The 14,846-nt window shown below is 64.4% G+C and carries 13 protein-coding genes; 10 read left to right on the plus strand and 3 right to left on the minus strand.

All coding sequences use genetic code 11. The features are described from left to right. Window position 1 precedes the first annotated feature (1 nt). The 6 genes from B0G69_RS26075 (at window position 2) to B0G69_RS26100 (ending at window position 7,700) form a co-directional block, all read left to right on the plus strand. Window positions 2-955 (plus strand): FecR domain-containing protein, encoded by a 954-nt coding sequence (locus tag B0G69_RS26075; RefSeq protein ID WP_121323888.1) that lies wholly within the window; start codon window positions 2-4, stop codon window positions 953-955. 145 nt (window positions 956-1,100) lie between these two features. Beyond that, window positions 1,101-3,560 (plus strand): TonB-dependent receptor, encoded by a 2,460-nt coding sequence (locus B0G69_RS26080; protein WP_121322343.1) that lies wholly within the window; start codon window positions 1,101-1,103, stop codon window positions 3,558-3,560. 73 nt (window positions 3,561-3,633) lie between these two features. Continuing rightward, window positions 3,634-4,431, plus strand: a complete 798-nt coding sequence (locus tag B0G69_RS26085) for a hypothetical protein (RefSeq protein WP_121322344.1) — start codon at window positions 3,634-3,636, stop codon at window positions 4,429-4,431. A 51-nt stretch (window positions 4,432-4,482) separates the two neighbouring features. Continuing rightward, window positions 4,483-4,740 carry a hypothetical protein gene (locus B0G69_RS26090; protein ID WP_147440773.1) on the plus strand — a complete coding sequence of 86 codons (258 nt, stop codon included), beginning with the start codon at window positions 4,483-4,485 and terminating at the stop codon, window positions 4,738-4,740. Window positions 4,741-4,890: 150 nt separating this feature from the next. Then, window positions 4,891-5,934: a rod shape-determining protein gene (locus B0G69_RS26095; RefSeq protein WP_121322348.1), complete on the plus strand. Its 1,044-nt coding sequence runs from the start codon at window positions 4,891-4,893 to the stop codon at window positions 5,932-5,934. Between the two features lie 179 nt (window positions 5,935-6,113). Next, window positions 6,114-7,700 (plus strand): gamma-glutamyltransferase family protein, encoded by a 1,587-nt coding sequence (locus B0G69_RS26100; protein ID WP_121323889.1) that lies wholly within the window; start codon window positions 6,114-6,116, stop codon window positions 7,698-7,700. Between the two features lie 43 nt (window positions 7,701-7,743). On the opposite strand, the gene B0G69_RS26105 is transcribed toward B0G69_RS26100, so the two are convergent. Genes B0G69_RS26105 through B0G69_RS26115 form a run of 3 tightly spaced genes read right to left on the minus strand, consistent with a single transcriptional unit; the run spans window position 7,744 to window position 10,041 of the window. After that, a complete protein-coding gene (locus tag B0G69_RS26105; protein WP_121322350.1) occupies window positions 7,744-8,334 on the minus strand; it encodes a flavin reductase family protein in 591 nt (196 codons plus the stop codon). After that, window positions 8,324-9,079, minus strand: coding sequence for a GntR family transcriptional regulator (locus B0G69_RS26110; RefSeq protein ID WP_121322352.1), 756 nt, complete (start codon window positions 9,077-9,079; stop codon window positions 8,324-8,326). The genes B0G69_RS26105 and B0G69_RS26110 overlap by 11 nt, the downstream gene beginning before the upstream one ends. Continuing rightward, the gene (locus B0G69_RS26115; RefSeq protein ID WP_121322354.1) at window positions 9,076-10,041 is read right to left on the minus strand and encodes a polysaccharide deacetylase family protein; all 966 of its coding nucleotides are present in this window, start codon (window positions 10,039-10,041) and stop codon (window positions 9,076-9,078) included. The genes B0G69_RS26110 and B0G69_RS26115 overlap by 4 nt, the downstream gene beginning before the upstream one ends. A 317-nt stretch (window positions 10,042-10,358) precedes the next feature. Between B0G69_RS26115 and B0G69_RS26120 the strand changes: the two genes are divergently transcribed. The 4 genes from B0G69_RS26120 (at window position 10,359) to B0G69_RS26135 (ending at window position 14,768) form a co-directional block, all read left to right on the plus strand. Further along, window positions 10,359-11,417: an ABC transporter ATP-binding protein gene (locus tag B0G69_RS26120; protein ID WP_121322356.1), complete on the plus strand. Its 1,059-nt coding sequence runs from the start codon at window positions 10,359-10,361 to the stop codon at window positions 11,415-11,417. A gap of 79 nt (window positions 11,418-11,496) precedes the next feature. After that, window positions 11,497-12,801, plus strand: coding sequence for an extracellular solute-binding protein (locus B0G69_RS26125; protein WP_121322358.1), 1,305 nt, complete (start codon window positions 11,497-11,499; stop codon window positions 12,799-12,801). A 144-nt stretch (window positions 12,802-12,945) separates the two neighbouring features. After that, window positions 12,946-13,860, plus strand: coding sequence for an ABC transporter permease (locus tag B0G69_RS26130; RefSeq protein WP_121322360.1), 915 nt, complete (start codon window positions 12,946-12,948; stop codon window positions 13,858-13,860). A gap of 2 nt (window positions 13,861-13,862) precedes the next feature. Further along, window positions 13,863-14,768, plus strand: a complete 906-nt coding sequence (locus tag B0G69_RS26135) for an ABC transporter permease (RefSeq protein WP_121322362.1) — start codon at window positions 13,863-13,865, stop codon at window positions 14,766-14,768. Window positions 14,769-14,846 lie beyond the last annotated feature (78 nt).

The following is a 14,846-nucleotide window of genomic DNA, read 5'->3' on the forward strand; positions in this document are numbered from 1 at the left end:
GATGCGCGCGGTCGAATGGTGGATGGAACTGCAATCCGGCAAGGACACGCACGCGCAGCAATTTGCGCTGGCTCGCTGGCGTGCCGAGCATCCGGATCACGAGCTCGCATGGCGGCACATCTGCAACGTCAGCGGCCGCTTGCGGAGTCTCGCCGACGCAGCCGGCGAGACAGGCGGCGCAGCTGCCGCACGCGCCGCGCTGACCCGCACCGGTTCGGCCCGGCGGCGCGCCAGCGTCAAAGTACTGGCGACGCTGCTATTCGCCGGTGGTGCGAGCTGGATGGCCAGCGAACATCTGCCGTGGCGCGCATGGAATGCCGACGTGCGCACCGCGCTCGGCGAGCGCCGCAGCCTCGCCCTCGCTGACGGCACGCGCGTCATGCTGAACACCGATAGCGCGATCGATGTCCGCTTGGACGACACCGAGCGGCGCGTACGCCTGATCGAAGGAGAAATCATGGTCGCGACCGCGCATCGCGATGGCGAACGACGGCCCTTCATCGTGGAAACCGCACAAGGCGGCCTGCAGCCGCTGGGTACGCGCTTCGCGGTCAGACAGCAAAGCGGGTTATGCCGCCTCGACGTATTCGAGGGCGCCGTGCGGATCAGTCCGCGCGACGCGCCGCACCTTGCACCGGTCGTGCGCGCCGGGCAGCGCGCCCGCTTCACGCGCGACGCCGTCAGCGCGATGGAATCCATCAGCGAGAACGAGGCCGCATGGACAGACGGTCTGATCGTGGCCGGCGGCATGCGGCTCGGCGATTTCATCGACGAACTCGGGCGCTATCGCGCCGGGCACCTGAGCTGCGATCCGGCGGTGGCCGGTTTGCGTCTGTCGGGCACCTACCCGCTCGCGAATACCGACCGCGTGCTCGATACCGTGACCCGCATCCTGCCGGTCGAGGTCGTGTTCATCACCCGTTACTGGGCCACCGTGCGCGCGACGCATTCGTAAGGGCGTCCCGCGAGCGACCGTCGCAGGGCTCGCCGACATATTTTCCTGCCAATTGTGTTTCCTGCCGGTCGTGAGCTGTTTTCGAATCTCGCGTGACAAGGGAGATGAGAGCAACACATCGTCTATCTTCCTGCGAGCCTTGAACATGGGACAGTATCGAAAGACCGGCGTCGGCCGTGGCGCGTTGCGCGCACGGCCGGCGGCGCACTTCGCGCGGCATATCGCAACGGCCGCGCTGATCTCGGCGGGGCTGCCGTCCAACGCGGCGCTCGCCGCCGAAGCGCCGACGCGCAAGCGCTACGACATTCCGGCCGGCCCGCTCGAGGGCGCGCTCAATCGCTTCGGCCGCGAAGCCGGGCTGCTGCTGTCGTTTCCGGCTGAGCTGGCAGCCGGTCGCAACAGCGAAGGCCTGCACGGCGAGTACGGCGTGCAACAGGCGATCGACCACCTTCTGCATGGCACCGGGCTCGCCGCGCGTCAGCAGTCGAACGGCAGCTACACGCTCATCGAGCAGGAACGGCCTATCGCGGACGGCGCGAGCGGCACCATCTTGCCCACCGTCGCCGTGACGTCGCGGCTCGTGAAAGCCGGCAGCTATCGCCCGCCCGCCGAAGCGGGCGTGACCCGCTCCGACACGCCGCTACTCGACATCGCACAAGCCGTCGCCGTGGTGCCGTCACAGGTGCTGCGCGACCAGCGTCCGCGAAATCTGGACGACGCGCTCGCGAACGTGAGCGGCATCGTGCAGGGCAATACGCTCGCCGGCACGCAGGACACGCTGCTCAAGCGCGGCTTCGGCGGCAATCGCGACGGCTCGATCATGCACAACGGCATGCCGCTCGTGCAGGGGCGCGGCCTGAACGCGGCCGCCGATAGCGTCGAAGTGCTCAAGGGCCCGACATCGCTGCTGTACGGGATCATGGACCCCGGCGGCGTCGTCAACGTGGTGAGCAAGCAGCCGTTGCTCACGCCTTATCACGCGATTTCCGTGCTCGGCTCGACATACGGGCACGGCCGTAACGGCGCGCAGACGACGCTCGATACGACCGGGCCCATCGGCGACTCGGGCCTCGCGTACCGGCTCGTCGTCGATCAAACCAATGAACAGTACTGGCGCAATTTCGGCGAGCATCGCGAGACGCTCGTCGCGCCGTCGCTCGCGTGGTATGGACGCGATACGCAAGTGGTGCTCTCGTACGAATACCGGAACTTTCTCTATCCGTTCGACCGTGGTACCGCGCTCGACCCGAAAACCAACGAGCCACTCGCGATTCCGAGCCGCCGGCGTCTCGACGAGCCATTCAACGAGATGGACGGCGAATCGCACCTCGCGCAAATCAGCGTCGATCATCAGATCAACGCCGACTGGAAGGCGCATGCCGGCTACAGCTACAACCGCGAAACCTACGACGCGAACCAGTTGCGCGTGCAGGGCATCAACAGCACCACAGGCGCCGTGTCGCGCAGCAACGACGCGACCCACGGCGCGCTGGGCACGGATAGCTACGCGATCGCCTATGTGGACGGCCATTTCAACGTCGCCGGATTGCGCAACGATCTGCAGATGGGCGTCGACGCCGAGTACCGCCGCATTTATCGCCGCGACCTGCTGCGCCAGGCGACGAAATATCCGTTCAACTATTTCGCTCCGGTCTACGGCCTGGAGAGTCCGTCCACCACGGTCTCCGCGAGCGACAGCGATCAGACCGACACGCTGCACGAGCGCTCGCTGTTCTTCCAGGACAGTCTGCATCTGACCGACAAGTGGATACTGATCGGCGGCGCACGTTTTCTGAGCTACAACCAGGTCGCGGGCAAGGGCCGGCCGTTCGTCGCCAACACCAACATCAACGGCACGAAATGGCTGCCGCGTGCGGGCGTGGTCTACAAATGGACCGACACGGTGTCGTTGTACGGCAGCTACACGCAGTCGCTGAAGCCGACCTCGACGATCGCACCGCTCTCGAGCGGCGTGGTGATCGATTCGTCGGTGCAGCCCGAGCAGGCCACCTCATGGGAGCTCGGCGCAAAAATGGCGTTGCCCGCCGGGCTGACCGGCACGCTCGCGCTCTTTAACATCGACAAGAAAAACGTGCTGGTGCAGCAGTACAACGATGCGACCAAACAGACCGACTGGCGCACCGCCGGCAAGGCGCGCTCGCGCGGCGTCGAACTCGACGTCGCCGGTCAGATCGGCGAGCACTGGAGCGTGATCGCGAGTTACGCCTATCTCGATGCGAAGACCACCGAAGACCCGCTCTACGCCGGCAACCGCTTGTGGAACGCGCCGCAGAACACGGCGTCGTTCGCGGCGGTGTACGACTTCGGCGCGGTCCTCGGCGGCGACCAGTTGCGCGTGGGCGCCGGCGCGCATTACGTCGGCGCGCGGCCGGGCGATTCGGCGAATAGCTTCACGCTGCCGTCCTACACGGTCGCCGATGCGTTCGCCACCTACGACACGAAAATCGGCAACCGTCATCTGTCTTTCCAGCTCAACGTGAAGAACCTGTTCAACAGGACGTATTACCCGTCGAGCGTGAACAAGTACTTCGTGTCGATTGGCGACGCGCGCCAGGTGTCGCTGCTCTCGACACTCGAGTTTTGAACCGCACAGTCGTGGCACGCGCCACGGTTCGCACGATCCAACTGAACGAGAACTGAACGAGACTGGAAGGTCCATGAACATTCGCAAGCAGCGCACTGACCCCGCCCTCGCGCCGAGTGGGAAGCGCAGAACTTTTCTCGCTGCGGCAGCGAGCCTCGGCGCAGGGTTGGCGTTTGGCGCGCCCGCAGCCTACGCGATATCGAACGCCGCCGGCACGGGCAGGAAGGTGGTGATGGTCGTGCAGGCAAGCGGGCAAACCGGCGAGAAAGAAAACGGCCCGGGCCAGAGCGCCGATCAGAAGATCGCCGCGCACCTCATCGCGCGCGGCTACAGCGTACGCATGCTCGACCAGGCACAGCCGCCCGAAGCGGCGAGCGACGCCGATCTGGTGCTGATCTCGTCGACAGTGTCGTCGAAACAGATGGCGGGCGGCTGGCGCTATCTGGCGAAGCCGCTGCTGACATGGGAAAACGATCTGCTCGACGACTTCGCGATGACCGGCAAACGCCACGACGTCGACTTCGGCGAAGCGGAGAAAGAGCGCTACCTGTGGCTCGTCAACGCGCCGCACCCAATGGCCGCCGGTTTGCCGGCGGGCGTGACGAACGTCTACGCGAGGCAGGCCGCGATGAGTTGGGGCAAGCCCGGCCTTGGCGCGACGATCATCGCGACGCTGTACGGTCAACCGGAGAAAGCGGCGATCTTCGCGTACGAGAAAGGCGCGACCATGGACTATGAATCGCTGGCACCCGCGCGACGCGTGATGTTCTTTCTGAACAACGACACATTCGGCAATCTGTCGGCGGCAGGCGCGAGCCTGTTCGATGCGGCGGTGGATTGGGCCGCCGCGCCCGCCAGCAATCCGGCCTGAAGCCTTTCTCAATTCGACGCCGTGCGCGATTGCGTGGCAGGTGCGCCCGCCGTGCTTATCGCGCCGGCGATTCACGTCCATTTCCAGATCGCCCGCGTTGATCAGCTCGCGCCGGCGGGCGGCTTCGGCCGCCCGCAGCGTTGCGCGTCGCGCCGCTGCACTGCCTTGAGCAGCCCGCACAGGTTCGGCCTGTTCGCCCGATTGGGCCTCCATACGGCAAGCCTCGTCAGCCTCGTCCACTTCCTGCGAAGCCCGAGGCTGCTGGTGGACCCGCGTGCCGAACGCACGGGTAAGGCCGATCAAGACTGATTTTCCGCCAGCTCAGCCGTAGGCATTGCCGCCGCATCCGAAACTGTTATTCTTCCCTCTCTCCCGACCGTCAACCGGTCGCCTGGCGCCACGGCGCGGCACTCCCCCAGCGGCGCTCACACGCCCGACCTCACAGAGACAGGAATTTGCATGTTCGGTTTTCTGCGCGGCTATTTTTCCAACGACCTGGCCATCGACCTCGGCACGTCGAACACGCTGATCTACATGCGTGGCAAAGGCATCGTGCTCGACGAACCCTCGGTGGTCTCGATTCGCCAGGAAGGCGGCCCGAATGGCAAGAAGATCATTCTGGCCGTCGGCAAGGAAGCGAAACAGATGCTCGGCAAGGTGCCGGGCAACATCGAGGCGATCCGCCCGATGAAAGACGGCGTGATCGCCGACTTCAACATCACCCAGCAGATGATCAAGCGCTTCATCCAGATGGCGCACGAATCGCGGATGTTCGCGCCGTCGCCACGCATCATCATCTGCGTGCCGTGCGGTTCGACCCAGGTCGAGCGGCGCGCGATCAAGGAAGCCGCCCATAGCGCAGGCGCGTCGCAGGTCTATCTGATCGAGGAACCGATGGCCGCGGCAACCGGCGCGGGCCTGCCGGTCTCGGACGCGACCGGCTCGATGGTGGTCGACATCGGCGGCGGCACGACCGAAGTAGGCGTGATCTCGCTCGGCGGCATCGTGTACAAGGGCTCGGTGCGCGTGGGCGGCGACAAGTTCGACGACGCGATCGTCAATTACATCCGCCGCAACTACGGCATGCTGATCGGCGAACAGACGGCCGAAGCGATCAAGAAGGAAATCGGCTCCGCGTTTCCCGGCTCCGAAGTCAAGGAGATGGAAGTCAAGGGCCGCAATATGTCCGAAGGGATACCACGCAGTTTCACCGTGTCCAGCAACGAAATTCTCGAAGCGCTGACTGATCCGCTGAACCAGATCGTGTCGGCCGTCAAGATCGCCCTGGAACAGACGCCGCCCGAACTCGGCGCCGATATCGCCGAGCGCGGCATCATGCTGGCGGGCGGCGGTGCGCTGCTGCGCGACCTCGACCGCCTGTTGGCGGAAGAAACGGGGCTGCCGGTGTTCGTCGCCGAAGCGCCGTTGACGTGCGTGGTACGCGGCTCGGGCATGGCGCTCGAACGGATCGAGAAGTTCGGCGGCTTCTTCTCTTATGAATGAGCGCGTGCGGCGGCAAGGAATGCCGCCGCGTGTTTGATGGCGAGCTGATCACGCGCTACCTGTCCGCGCGGCCTCATGCATATTGCGGCGTCGCACTGATTATTTTCGGCGCCGCGCGCGAACTTATACTTCCGACTCCGGCGCGCTCATGCGCAACTCATCCCCGTAGCGGAGCAAGAATGCACGACTCTCGACTCGCCTGTGCCATCGACGGCATGGTCACCAGCCCTCATGCGTCGGCGAGCGAGGCCGGCCGCGACGTATTGCGTGCCGGCGGCAACGCGATCGAAGCGGCCATCGCGATCGGCGCGGCGCTGTGCGTGACGTATCCGCATTTCACCGGACTCGGCGGCGACGCCTTCTGGGTGATCGGCGACCGCACAGGGACATTGCGCACGCTCTCGGGCATCGGCCAGGCGGCGGCTGAACTGCCCGCGTTCGATGCCGCGATTCCCGTACGCGGCGCGGCGTCCGCGCTCACGACTGCCGCCACCGTCGATACCTGGCATCAGGCATACGCGATTAGTCAAAGCATATGGGGCGGCACGCAGTCGTGGGCGTCGCTGTTCGAGCGTGCGCTCGACTATGCGAGCAACGGTTTTTCGGTCACGCCGTCCCAACATTTCTGGCAAAGCCTGCGCGCCGGCGAACTGAGCGCATTACCCGGCTTCGCGGCGGCCTTCGCGCCGCACGGCAGGATTCCCGCGATCGACGAGCGCTTCGCGCAACCGGCGTTGGCAAAAAGCATCGAACGGATTGCCCGTTTCGGCGCGCGCGAGTTTTATGAAGGCGAGCTGGCCGAGCGGATCGCACGCGGTTTGCAGCAGGCCGGCTCGCCGCTCACCGCGAGCGATCTCGCCAGAACCCGCGCGCGCGACGAAGCGCCGTTGCGGGTCGCGTATCGCGGCGGCGAACTGGTGAGTCTGCGTCCGCCCACGCAAGGGGTGACGACGCTGCAGATCATGGGTACGCTGGATCGCTTCGACGTCGCCTCGATTCGCGAAGGCAGCGCCGATTACTACCACCTGCTGGTGGAAGCGGTGAAATGCGCGTTCGTCGATCGCGACCGTTTCGTTTCGGATCCCGAGTTCAACGACGTGCCGCTCGGGCAGATGCTCTCGCGCGCGACACTCGACGGGCATGCCGCTTCGATCGACTTGCAGCAGGCACGCGCGTGGCCGCACGTGTTCCGCCCCGGCGACACGGTGTTCATCGGCGCGACGGATCGCGAGGGCCGCAGTGTCAGCGTGCTGCAAACGGTCTACTTCGATTGGGGCAGCGGCGTGGTCGCGGGCGACACCGGCATTCTGTGGCACAACCGCGGCGCGTCGTTCAGCACGCACCCCGCGCATCACAACGTCGTGCAGCCGGGCAAGCGCCCCTTTCATACGCTAAACCCCGGCATGTATCTGAAAGACGGCCGCCCGCAGTTGCTGTTCGGCACGCAAGGCGCCGACGGTCAGCCGCAAACGCTCGCCGCGATTCTCACGCGGCTGATCGACTACGGGATGGACCCGCTCACCGCCCTCGCCCGCCCGCGCTTTCTGCTCGGCAAGACGTTCTCCGACACGCGCGATGCGCTGAAGCTCGAAGAGGACGCGGGTGCCGACGTGTTCGCGGCGCTGGCTGCGCGCGGCCACGAGGTCAGCACGATCGCGGCGCAGAGTCCGCTCGCGGGTCACCCGGGCGTGATTCGCATCGATGCCGACGGCACGGTTTCAGGCGCGCACGATCCGCGCAGCGACGGGCGCGCGCTGGGCGTGTGATCGGGGTGGTGCTGGAGCCGCGCGATCGAACGGCTAAACGCCGTCACCCGAGCGTAAACCGGTCACGTGTCGTCACATAGTCGCTCGCACCGAATCGGCCCACCGGAAAGTAGTGCTGCAAGCGCACGCGCCACGTCTCGATGTCGATCAATTCGTCGCGCGCATGCAGCCGATGCACGCGGCCGATAAAAATCTGCCGGCTGTTCGTCTCCAGCGTCTCCCAGATCGTGCATTCGAACGCGACCGGCGCTTCCGCGATGCGCGGCGGCGCGACGTGCGAGCTCGGCACCGCTGTCAAGCCGACCTCGGCGAGTTCGCTCACATGAGGCGGCAATCTTTCGCCGCAGCGATGCATTTTTTCGGCGATAGCCTCGTCGGCGAGATGCACGACGAATTCGCCGGTCCGAACGATATTGACCGCCGTGTCCTTGAGCGTGCCGTCCGACCCGCGGTTCACGCTGATCATGACGATAGGCGGCTCTTCGCCGAGCATGTTGAACATCGAAAACGGCGCGGCGTTGATCGTGCCGTCGGGCCCGAGCGTCGTGACGAGCGCGATCGGACGCGGCACGATCAGGCTCGCCATCAGCTTGTAGCGCTGGTATTCGGTGATCGCCGCGAAATCAATTTCCATGTCGGTCCGCCTGGTTCGTGGTCGCTTGTCCAATGATGCCGAGTAATTGGCCGAGACTCTTCTCGCCACGCATCCGCGAGGTTTCAATGCGCTCTTCGAGATCGCGCAGATGCGCTTCCATATGCGCGATCGCGCCTGCCGCGTCGCGCGCCTCGATGCAGTCGACGATGGCCGCATGCTCGGCATGCTCGCACGGCGCATGCCCCGGCGGTTCGTACACACCGACAATCAGCGAACAACGCGACACCAGTTCCTTCAGATAGTTTTGCAGGATCGAGTTGCCCGCCAGCGCGGCGATGCGCATATGAAAGCCGCTCGCGAGCGTCGCCCACGACGGCTGGTCGAAGCGATGCATCGCGTCGTGCTCGCTCGCGAGTTGCTGGCGCAGCGCCTTGATATCCCGCGCGCTCGCGCGCTGCACGGCAAGCTCGACGAGCATCCGTTCGACCGAGCGCCGCGCTTCGAAGATCTCGCGGGTTTCCTCGGGCGTCGGCTCGGCGATCACTGCGCCCTTGTTCGGCCGCAATACGACGATGCCGTCATAAGCGAGTTTTTCCAGCACGCGACGCACGACCGCGCGGCCCACGCCGAACAGCTGGCACAGCTCGGGTTCGGGCAGCTTCGTACCGGGCGTCAAACGATAATTGAGCACGCCATCGAAAATCGACTGGTAGATGCGCGCATCGATGTCGGCCTCCTCGCCACAAGCCTTTTTCGCGCTGGCCGCGCCGTCTCGCGCGCTCATACCGTAGCCGGGCGCACGATGCCGTCCCGCTCCAGATCGTCCATATGATTCGCGATCGCGCCCGGTGTGGTGATCCATACGTCGCCTCGCGCGCGCGCCGCGGCGATATGTTCGAGCGCGCGGCGCAGATGCCGCAACCTGTACGGCTGCCCGACCAGATAGGGATGCAGCGCCATGCCCATCACCAGGGCCTGCGGTTGCGAACCGCGATTGGCCTGATCGAGCATCTCGTCGAACTGGTCGACGATCATGTCGGCGAACGCGCGGCCGTCCATGTGCCGCCCCACCATCATCGGCAGATCATTGAGTTCCTGCGGATACGGAATCGACCAGAGCGGCGCGGCGCGCGTGGCCATGCGCACGGGGCGGTCGTCGTGACACCAGTTCAGCGTGTAGCGATAACCCGTCTCGGCCAGCAGATCGGGCGTCAGATGCGATTCCGAAATCCACGGCGACAGCCAGCCTTGCGGCGGTGTACCGGACTCTTCAGCGATCCGTTCGCGGCAATGCAGAAGCAGGTCGCGCTCACCGATTTCGTCGAGGTCACTCTGCCGGTGCGCATTCGTGTGGCCATGGCCAATCAGTTCATCGCCACGCGCGACGCAAGCCGCGATCAGTTCCGGACAGTGATCGTAGAGCGCGGTGTTGATCAGCGTGCCGGCGGGCAACGCGAGTTGATCGAACAGTTCGATGCAGCGCCACGCCCCGACGCGATTGCCGTACTCGCGCCAGCTATGGTTCAGCACGTCCGGCTGCGGTGAAAGCGGCCCGAGCGCCGCACCGAGTCCTTCACCGAACGCAAAGTGCTCGATGTTGAAGCCGAGATAGACCGCGAGTCCCGCTCCGCCTGGCCAGCGGAACGCGTCGCTATCCGTGATCGGCCTGTATGCAAAACGTCCGTGCGTGGCGAGCGATTGACGCGCGCGGTTCTCTATTGCGGGCGTGTGCCGTGTGTCGTTCATGAGAAGAAACCGTGGATGACGAAAAACGCCGCGTCACGTCATGGATGAACCGGATTGGCCGGTTCACGCCCCGAGACGGACCGCTGACGCACCGTGATCGCGCAAATCCATCCTGCTGATCGCTAACGATCGTCGCTGCGGATCGGTTGCAATATGTGCGCCAACTCGTAGACGTTAGGCCCAACGGTACGCCGGCATTGCGCGAGCGCCGTGATGCGATGGATGGCACATGTCTTGCATTTGCATCGCCTCGCATAGGTGGCGTAGCTGATTTGGCGCGTGCCCCACTGTTCGCCGTTCACGAGGACACTTCCTTCATGATTCAGCCTGCTTCAACGGTGCTCGACACTCAAGCCGCCGATATCGAACTGGTCCACGTCTCGAAGCAATACGGCGATTCGCTGGCCGTCGACGCGATCGACCTGCGCATTGCCGGTGGTCAATACTGCTGCCTGCTCGGACCATCGGGCTGCGGCAAGACCTCCACCTTGCGCATGATCGCCGGTCATGAATCCGTCACCGAAGGTGACATTCTGATCGCGGGCCGTAACGTCACGCGCGCCGAACCCGCCGCGCGCGGCACCGCGATGGTGTTTCAGAACTATGCGCTATTCCCGCACCTGAGCGCACTCGACAACGTCGCGTTCAGCCTGAAGATGCGCGGCGTCGCGAAGGACATACGGCGCAAGCGCGCCGCCGAACTGCTCGAACTCGTCGCCATGTCCGCGTATGCCGCGCGCAAGCCGGCACAACTCTCCGGCGGCCAGCAGCAACGCGTCGCGCTCGCGCGCGCCTTGCTGAATCAGCCGGGCTGCCTGCTGCTCGACGAACCGCTCTCCGCGCTCGACCCGTTCCTGCGCGTGCAGATGCGCGCCGAACTCAAGCGCTGGCAAAAAGAACTCGGCATCACCTTCGTCCACGTCACGCACTCGCAGGAAGAAGCGATGGCGCTCGCCGATCTCGTCGTGGTGATGAGTCACGGCCGTATCGAACAGAGCGGCACGCCGCATGAAGTCTTCAACCGGCCACGTACCGAGTTCGTCGCGCGCTTTCTCGGCGGTCATAACGTCTTCAACACGAACGGCCGCTCGTTTACCGTGCGCGCCGATCATCTGCGCGTGGTGCCGCATGGCGTCACGCCCGTGCACAACGCGGGCGGCGAGAGCGGCCTGCCCCGTATCGGCGGCGTGCCCTGCAAGGTCCGTGAAGCCGAGTATCAGGGCACGCATTTGCGCATGACGCTCGATCCGCTCGACGGCTCGCCCGAACTGATCTCGCTCGTGAGCGACGGCGATTACGACGCGACGCGGCTCGGCCCCGAGGCGCGCGTGGTGGTCTGGTGGAACGAGCAGGACGCGCATCCGCTCGCGGCCTGAGCGTTTGAACGCGGCCAGCGCGGCGCCGTGAACAAAACATCGAATGAGCGTCAATCGAACGTCAACTGAGGAGAAAGCAATGAACGAAACGAACGGGAGTCCGGCAGCGGCAGCAGTGGATGCAACGGATGTCAAGGAAAAAGGCCTGTCGCGCCGCACGTTCATCAAGGGTGCGGTGGCGGCGGCCGGCATTGCCGGTTTTCCGTATGTGCATGCGCAGGAAAAGATCACGTTGCGCTACCTCGGCACGGCGGTCAATCAGAGCGCCGACATCGCGAAGAAATTCAAGGAAGACACCGGCATCGAGATTCAATACGTGCCGGTGACCACCGACGACGTCGCCAAGCGCATCATCACGCAGCCCAACTCGTTCGATATCGTCGACACCGAATATTTCGCGCTGAAGAAACTGATTCCGGCCGGCACGCTCGCGGGCATGGACGCCAAACGCATCAAGCTCGCCGACAAGATCACGCCGGTGCTCACGCGCGGCGAAGTCAACGGCAAAAAGATCGGCGACCAGGGCACCGCGCCGAAAAAGGTGATGTTCCTCACGGGCCCGCGCTCGACCCAGTTCTCGGCGACGCCGACCGAATGGATGACGCTGATTCCCACCACCTACAACGCGGACACGCTCGGCATTCGTCCCGATCTGATCAAGCGGCCGGTGGACAGCTGGGCCGAACTGCTCAATCCGCAATTCAAGGGCAAGGCCGCGCTGCTGAACATTCCCGCGATCGGCATCATGGATTCGGCGATGGCGATCGAGGCGATGGGCCACGTGAAGTACGGCGACAAAGGCAACATGACGAAGGCCGAGATCGACCAGACCATCAAGATCCTGATCGAGGCCAAGCATGCCGGCCAGTTCCGCGCGTTCTGGAAGGACTTCAACGAGAGCGTGAATTTGATGGCGTCGGGCGAAGTCGTGATCCAGTCGATGTGGTCGCCCGCAGTGACGAAGGTGCGCACGATGGGCATCCCGTGCAAGTTCCAGCCGCTCAAGGAAGGCTATCGTTCGTGGGCCTCGGGCTTCGGCTTTCCGCGCTCGCTGCAAGGCAAGAAGCTCGACGCCGCCTATGAGTTCGTCAACTGGTTCCAGGACGGCTGGGCCGGCGCCTACCTGATGCGCCAGGGCTATTACCCCGGCGTGATCGAAACCGCGAAGACGCACATGCAGCCGTACGAATGGGACTACTGGATCGAGGGCAAGCCCGCCGCGCAGGACATCAAGGCGCCGGACGGCCAGTTGCTCGAAAAGGCCGGCGCGGTGCGCGACGGCGGCTCTTACACGCAGCGCATGAGCGCGATTGCGTGCTGGAACGCGGTGATGGACGAGAACATCTACATGGTGCAGAAGTGGAACGAGTTCATCGCAGCGTGATCGAGCGTCACGCCGTGCGTTGTGTTTGCCGGTGCATGACGCGCCGGCAAACACATCGGCAAACACGGCGCCGGTTCGCCGCGTAGAGATTTCCCCGCGCGAGGCACTACAGCCGCGCACGTCAATCGATAGACACATCCGCCCATGGCAACGATCGACCTTCCCTCGCTCACGCAGGACGCGCCCGTCAAACATCGCCGCGCACCGGCGTGGTTGCAGGCGACGCCGCTGTCGCTGACGTTCCTGCTATTTTTCATCGTGCCGCTGGTGATCACGCTGATCGTCAGCTTCTGGGACTTCAACGAATACCAGATCATTCCGGCGTTCACGCTGAAGAACTACGCGGCGATTTTCGACGGCTGTTCGTCGATGACCGACGTCTGCGTGACCTTCAAGACCTACTGGTCGACGCTCAAGTTCTGCGCGATCGTGTGGGCCGTGACCTTGCTGCTGGGGTTTTCGATCGCGTACTTTCTCGCGTTCCATGTCCGCACGACGAGCATGCAGACGGTACTGTTCCTCGTCTGCACGATTCCGTTCTGGACTTCCAACGTGATCCGGATGATTTCGTGGATGCCGCTGCTCGGCCGCAACGGCCTCGTGAATCAGGCGCTGCTCGGCGCGCATCTGATCGATCAGCCGCTCGAATGGCTGCTGTATTCGAACTTTTCGGTGGTGCTCGCGTTCGTGCATCTGTACACGTTCTTCATGATCGTGCCGATCTTCAACGCGATGATGCGTATCGACCGGTCGCTGCTCGAAGCCGCGCGCGATGCCGGCGCGAGCGGCTGGCAGGTGGTGCGCGACGTGGTCCTGCCGTTGTCCAAGACCGGCATCGTGATCGGCTCGATCTTCGTGATCACGATCGTGATGGGCGACTTCCTGACCGTCGGCGTGATGGGCGGGCAGCAGATCGCGTCGGTCGGCAAGATCATTCAGGTGCAGACCGGCTACCTGCAATTTCCCGCCGCGGCGGCCAACGCGATCATTCTGCTCGCCGTCGTGCTGATGATCGTGTGGGGTTTGACGCGCGTCGTCGATATTCGCAAGGAGCTGTGAAAATGCAGACCATTCGCGTCAGACATCGTGAACGCCGTCCGGCCAGTTTCTACTGGCTTGCGCTGCTGTTCGGCCTGTTCGTGCTGTTCCTGTACGGACCGGTGATCACGATTTTCATTCTGTCATTCCAGGGCCCCGAGGGCGGCCTGACGTTCCCGATGCGTGGTGTTTCGCTGCACTGGTTCGCGGTGCTGCGCAACGGCGTCGCCGATATCGACATCTGGGCCGCATTCGGCCGGTCCGTGCGACTCGCTTTGGTGGTCACGGTGCTGACGGTGGTGTTCTCGGTGGCCGCGGGCCTCGCGTTCCGTCGAAAATTTCGCGGCGATACGGCGGTGTTCTATGTATCGGTGGCAAGTCTGATCATGCCGTCGATCATCGTGTCGCTCGGTATCGGCCTGACGTTCCGGCTGCTGGATAACGGCGTGAAGTACCTCGCGTCGGCATGGGGCTATCAGTCGTTTGCCGATGGCTATACGACCTCGATGGGCCTCTTCACGTCCGCGCTCGGCGCGCATCTGACGTGGACGCTGCCGTTCGGCTTGCTCGTGATGTTCGCGGTGTTCAACCGCTTCAATCCGGCTTACGAGGAAGCGTCGCGCGATCTGGGCGCGACACCGTGGCAGAGCTTCCGGCATGTCGTGCTGCCGATCATCGGGCCTTCGGTGGTCGGCGTGGCGATGTTCGGCTTCACGCTGTCATGGGACGAGATCGCCCGCACCTCGCAGGCAATCGGCGACCAGAACACGCTGCCGCTCGAACTGCAGGGGCTCACGACGTCGGTGACGACGCCGGTCATCTACGCGCTCGGCACGATGACGACCGTGTTGTCGTTCACGGTGATGGGCACCTGTCTGCTTGCGGTGAAGCTGCTGGCACGCCGGCGTACGGTGGCGGCGCTCAAATAAGCAGCGCGGCCGTGCATGCGAGATCGCTTTGCGGAAGAAGTAGTGCCGCGCGTGCGGCGCCTCACTCGCTGAACGGCT

Source organism: Paraburkholderia sp. RAU2J, from assembly GCF_003634845.1.
Classification (GTDB): domain Bacteria; phylum Pseudomonadota; class Gammaproteobacteria; order Burkholderiales; family Burkholderiaceae; genus Paraburkholderia; species Paraburkholderia fynbosensis.

What these genes read in the sequence shown, in the direction of transcription:
- B0G69_RS26075 (WP_121323888.1), top strand. Translation starts at nt 2, where the DNA reads ATGCGCGCGGTCGAATGGTGGATGGAACTGCAATCCGGCAAGGACACG.
- B0G69_RS26080 (WP_121322343.1), top strand. Translation starts at nt 1,101, where the DNA reads ATGGGACAGTATCGAAAGACCGGCGTCGGCCGTGGCGCGTTGCGCGCA.
- B0G69_RS26085 (WP_121322344.1), top strand. Translation starts at nt 3,634, where the DNA reads ATGAACATTCGCAAGCAGCGCACTGACCCCGCCCTCGCGCCGAGTGGG.
- B0G69_RS26095 (WP_121322348.1), top strand. Translation starts at nt 4,891, where the DNA reads ATGTTCGGTTTTCTGCGCGGCTATTTTTCCAACGACCTGGCCATCGAC.
- B0G69_RS26100 (WP_121323889.1), top strand. Translation starts at nt 6,114, where the DNA reads ATGCACGACTCTCGACTCGCCTGTGCCATCGACGGCATGGTCACCAGC.
- B0G69_RS26105 (WP_121322350.1), bottom strand. Translation starts at nt 8,334, where the DNA reads ATGGAAATTGATTTCGCGGCGATCACCGAATACCAGCGCTACAAGCTG.
- B0G69_RS26110 (WP_121322352.1), bottom strand. Translation starts at nt 9,079, where the DNA reads ATGAGCGCGCGAGACGGCGCGGCCAGCGCGAAAAAGGCTTGTGGCGAG.
- B0G69_RS26115 (WP_121322354.1), bottom strand. Translation starts at nt 10,041, where the DNA reads ATGAACGACACACGGCACACGCCCGCAATAGAGAACCGCGCGCGTCAA.
- B0G69_RS26120 (WP_121322356.1), top strand. Translation starts at nt 10,359, where the DNA reads ATGATTCAGCCTGCTTCAACGGTGCTCGACACTCAAGCCGCCGATATC.
- B0G69_RS26125 (WP_121322358.1), top strand. Translation starts at nt 11,497, where the DNA reads ATGAACGAAACGAACGGGAGTCCGGCAGCGGCAGCAGTGGATGCAACG.
- B0G69_RS26130 (WP_121322360.1), top strand. Translation starts at nt 12,946, where the DNA reads ATGGCAACGATCGACCTTCCCTCGCTCACGCAGGACGCGCCCGTCAAA.
- B0G69_RS26135 (WP_121322362.1), top strand. Translation starts at nt 13,863, where the DNA reads ATGCAGACCATTCGCGTCAGACATCGTGAACGCCGTCCGGCCAGTTTC.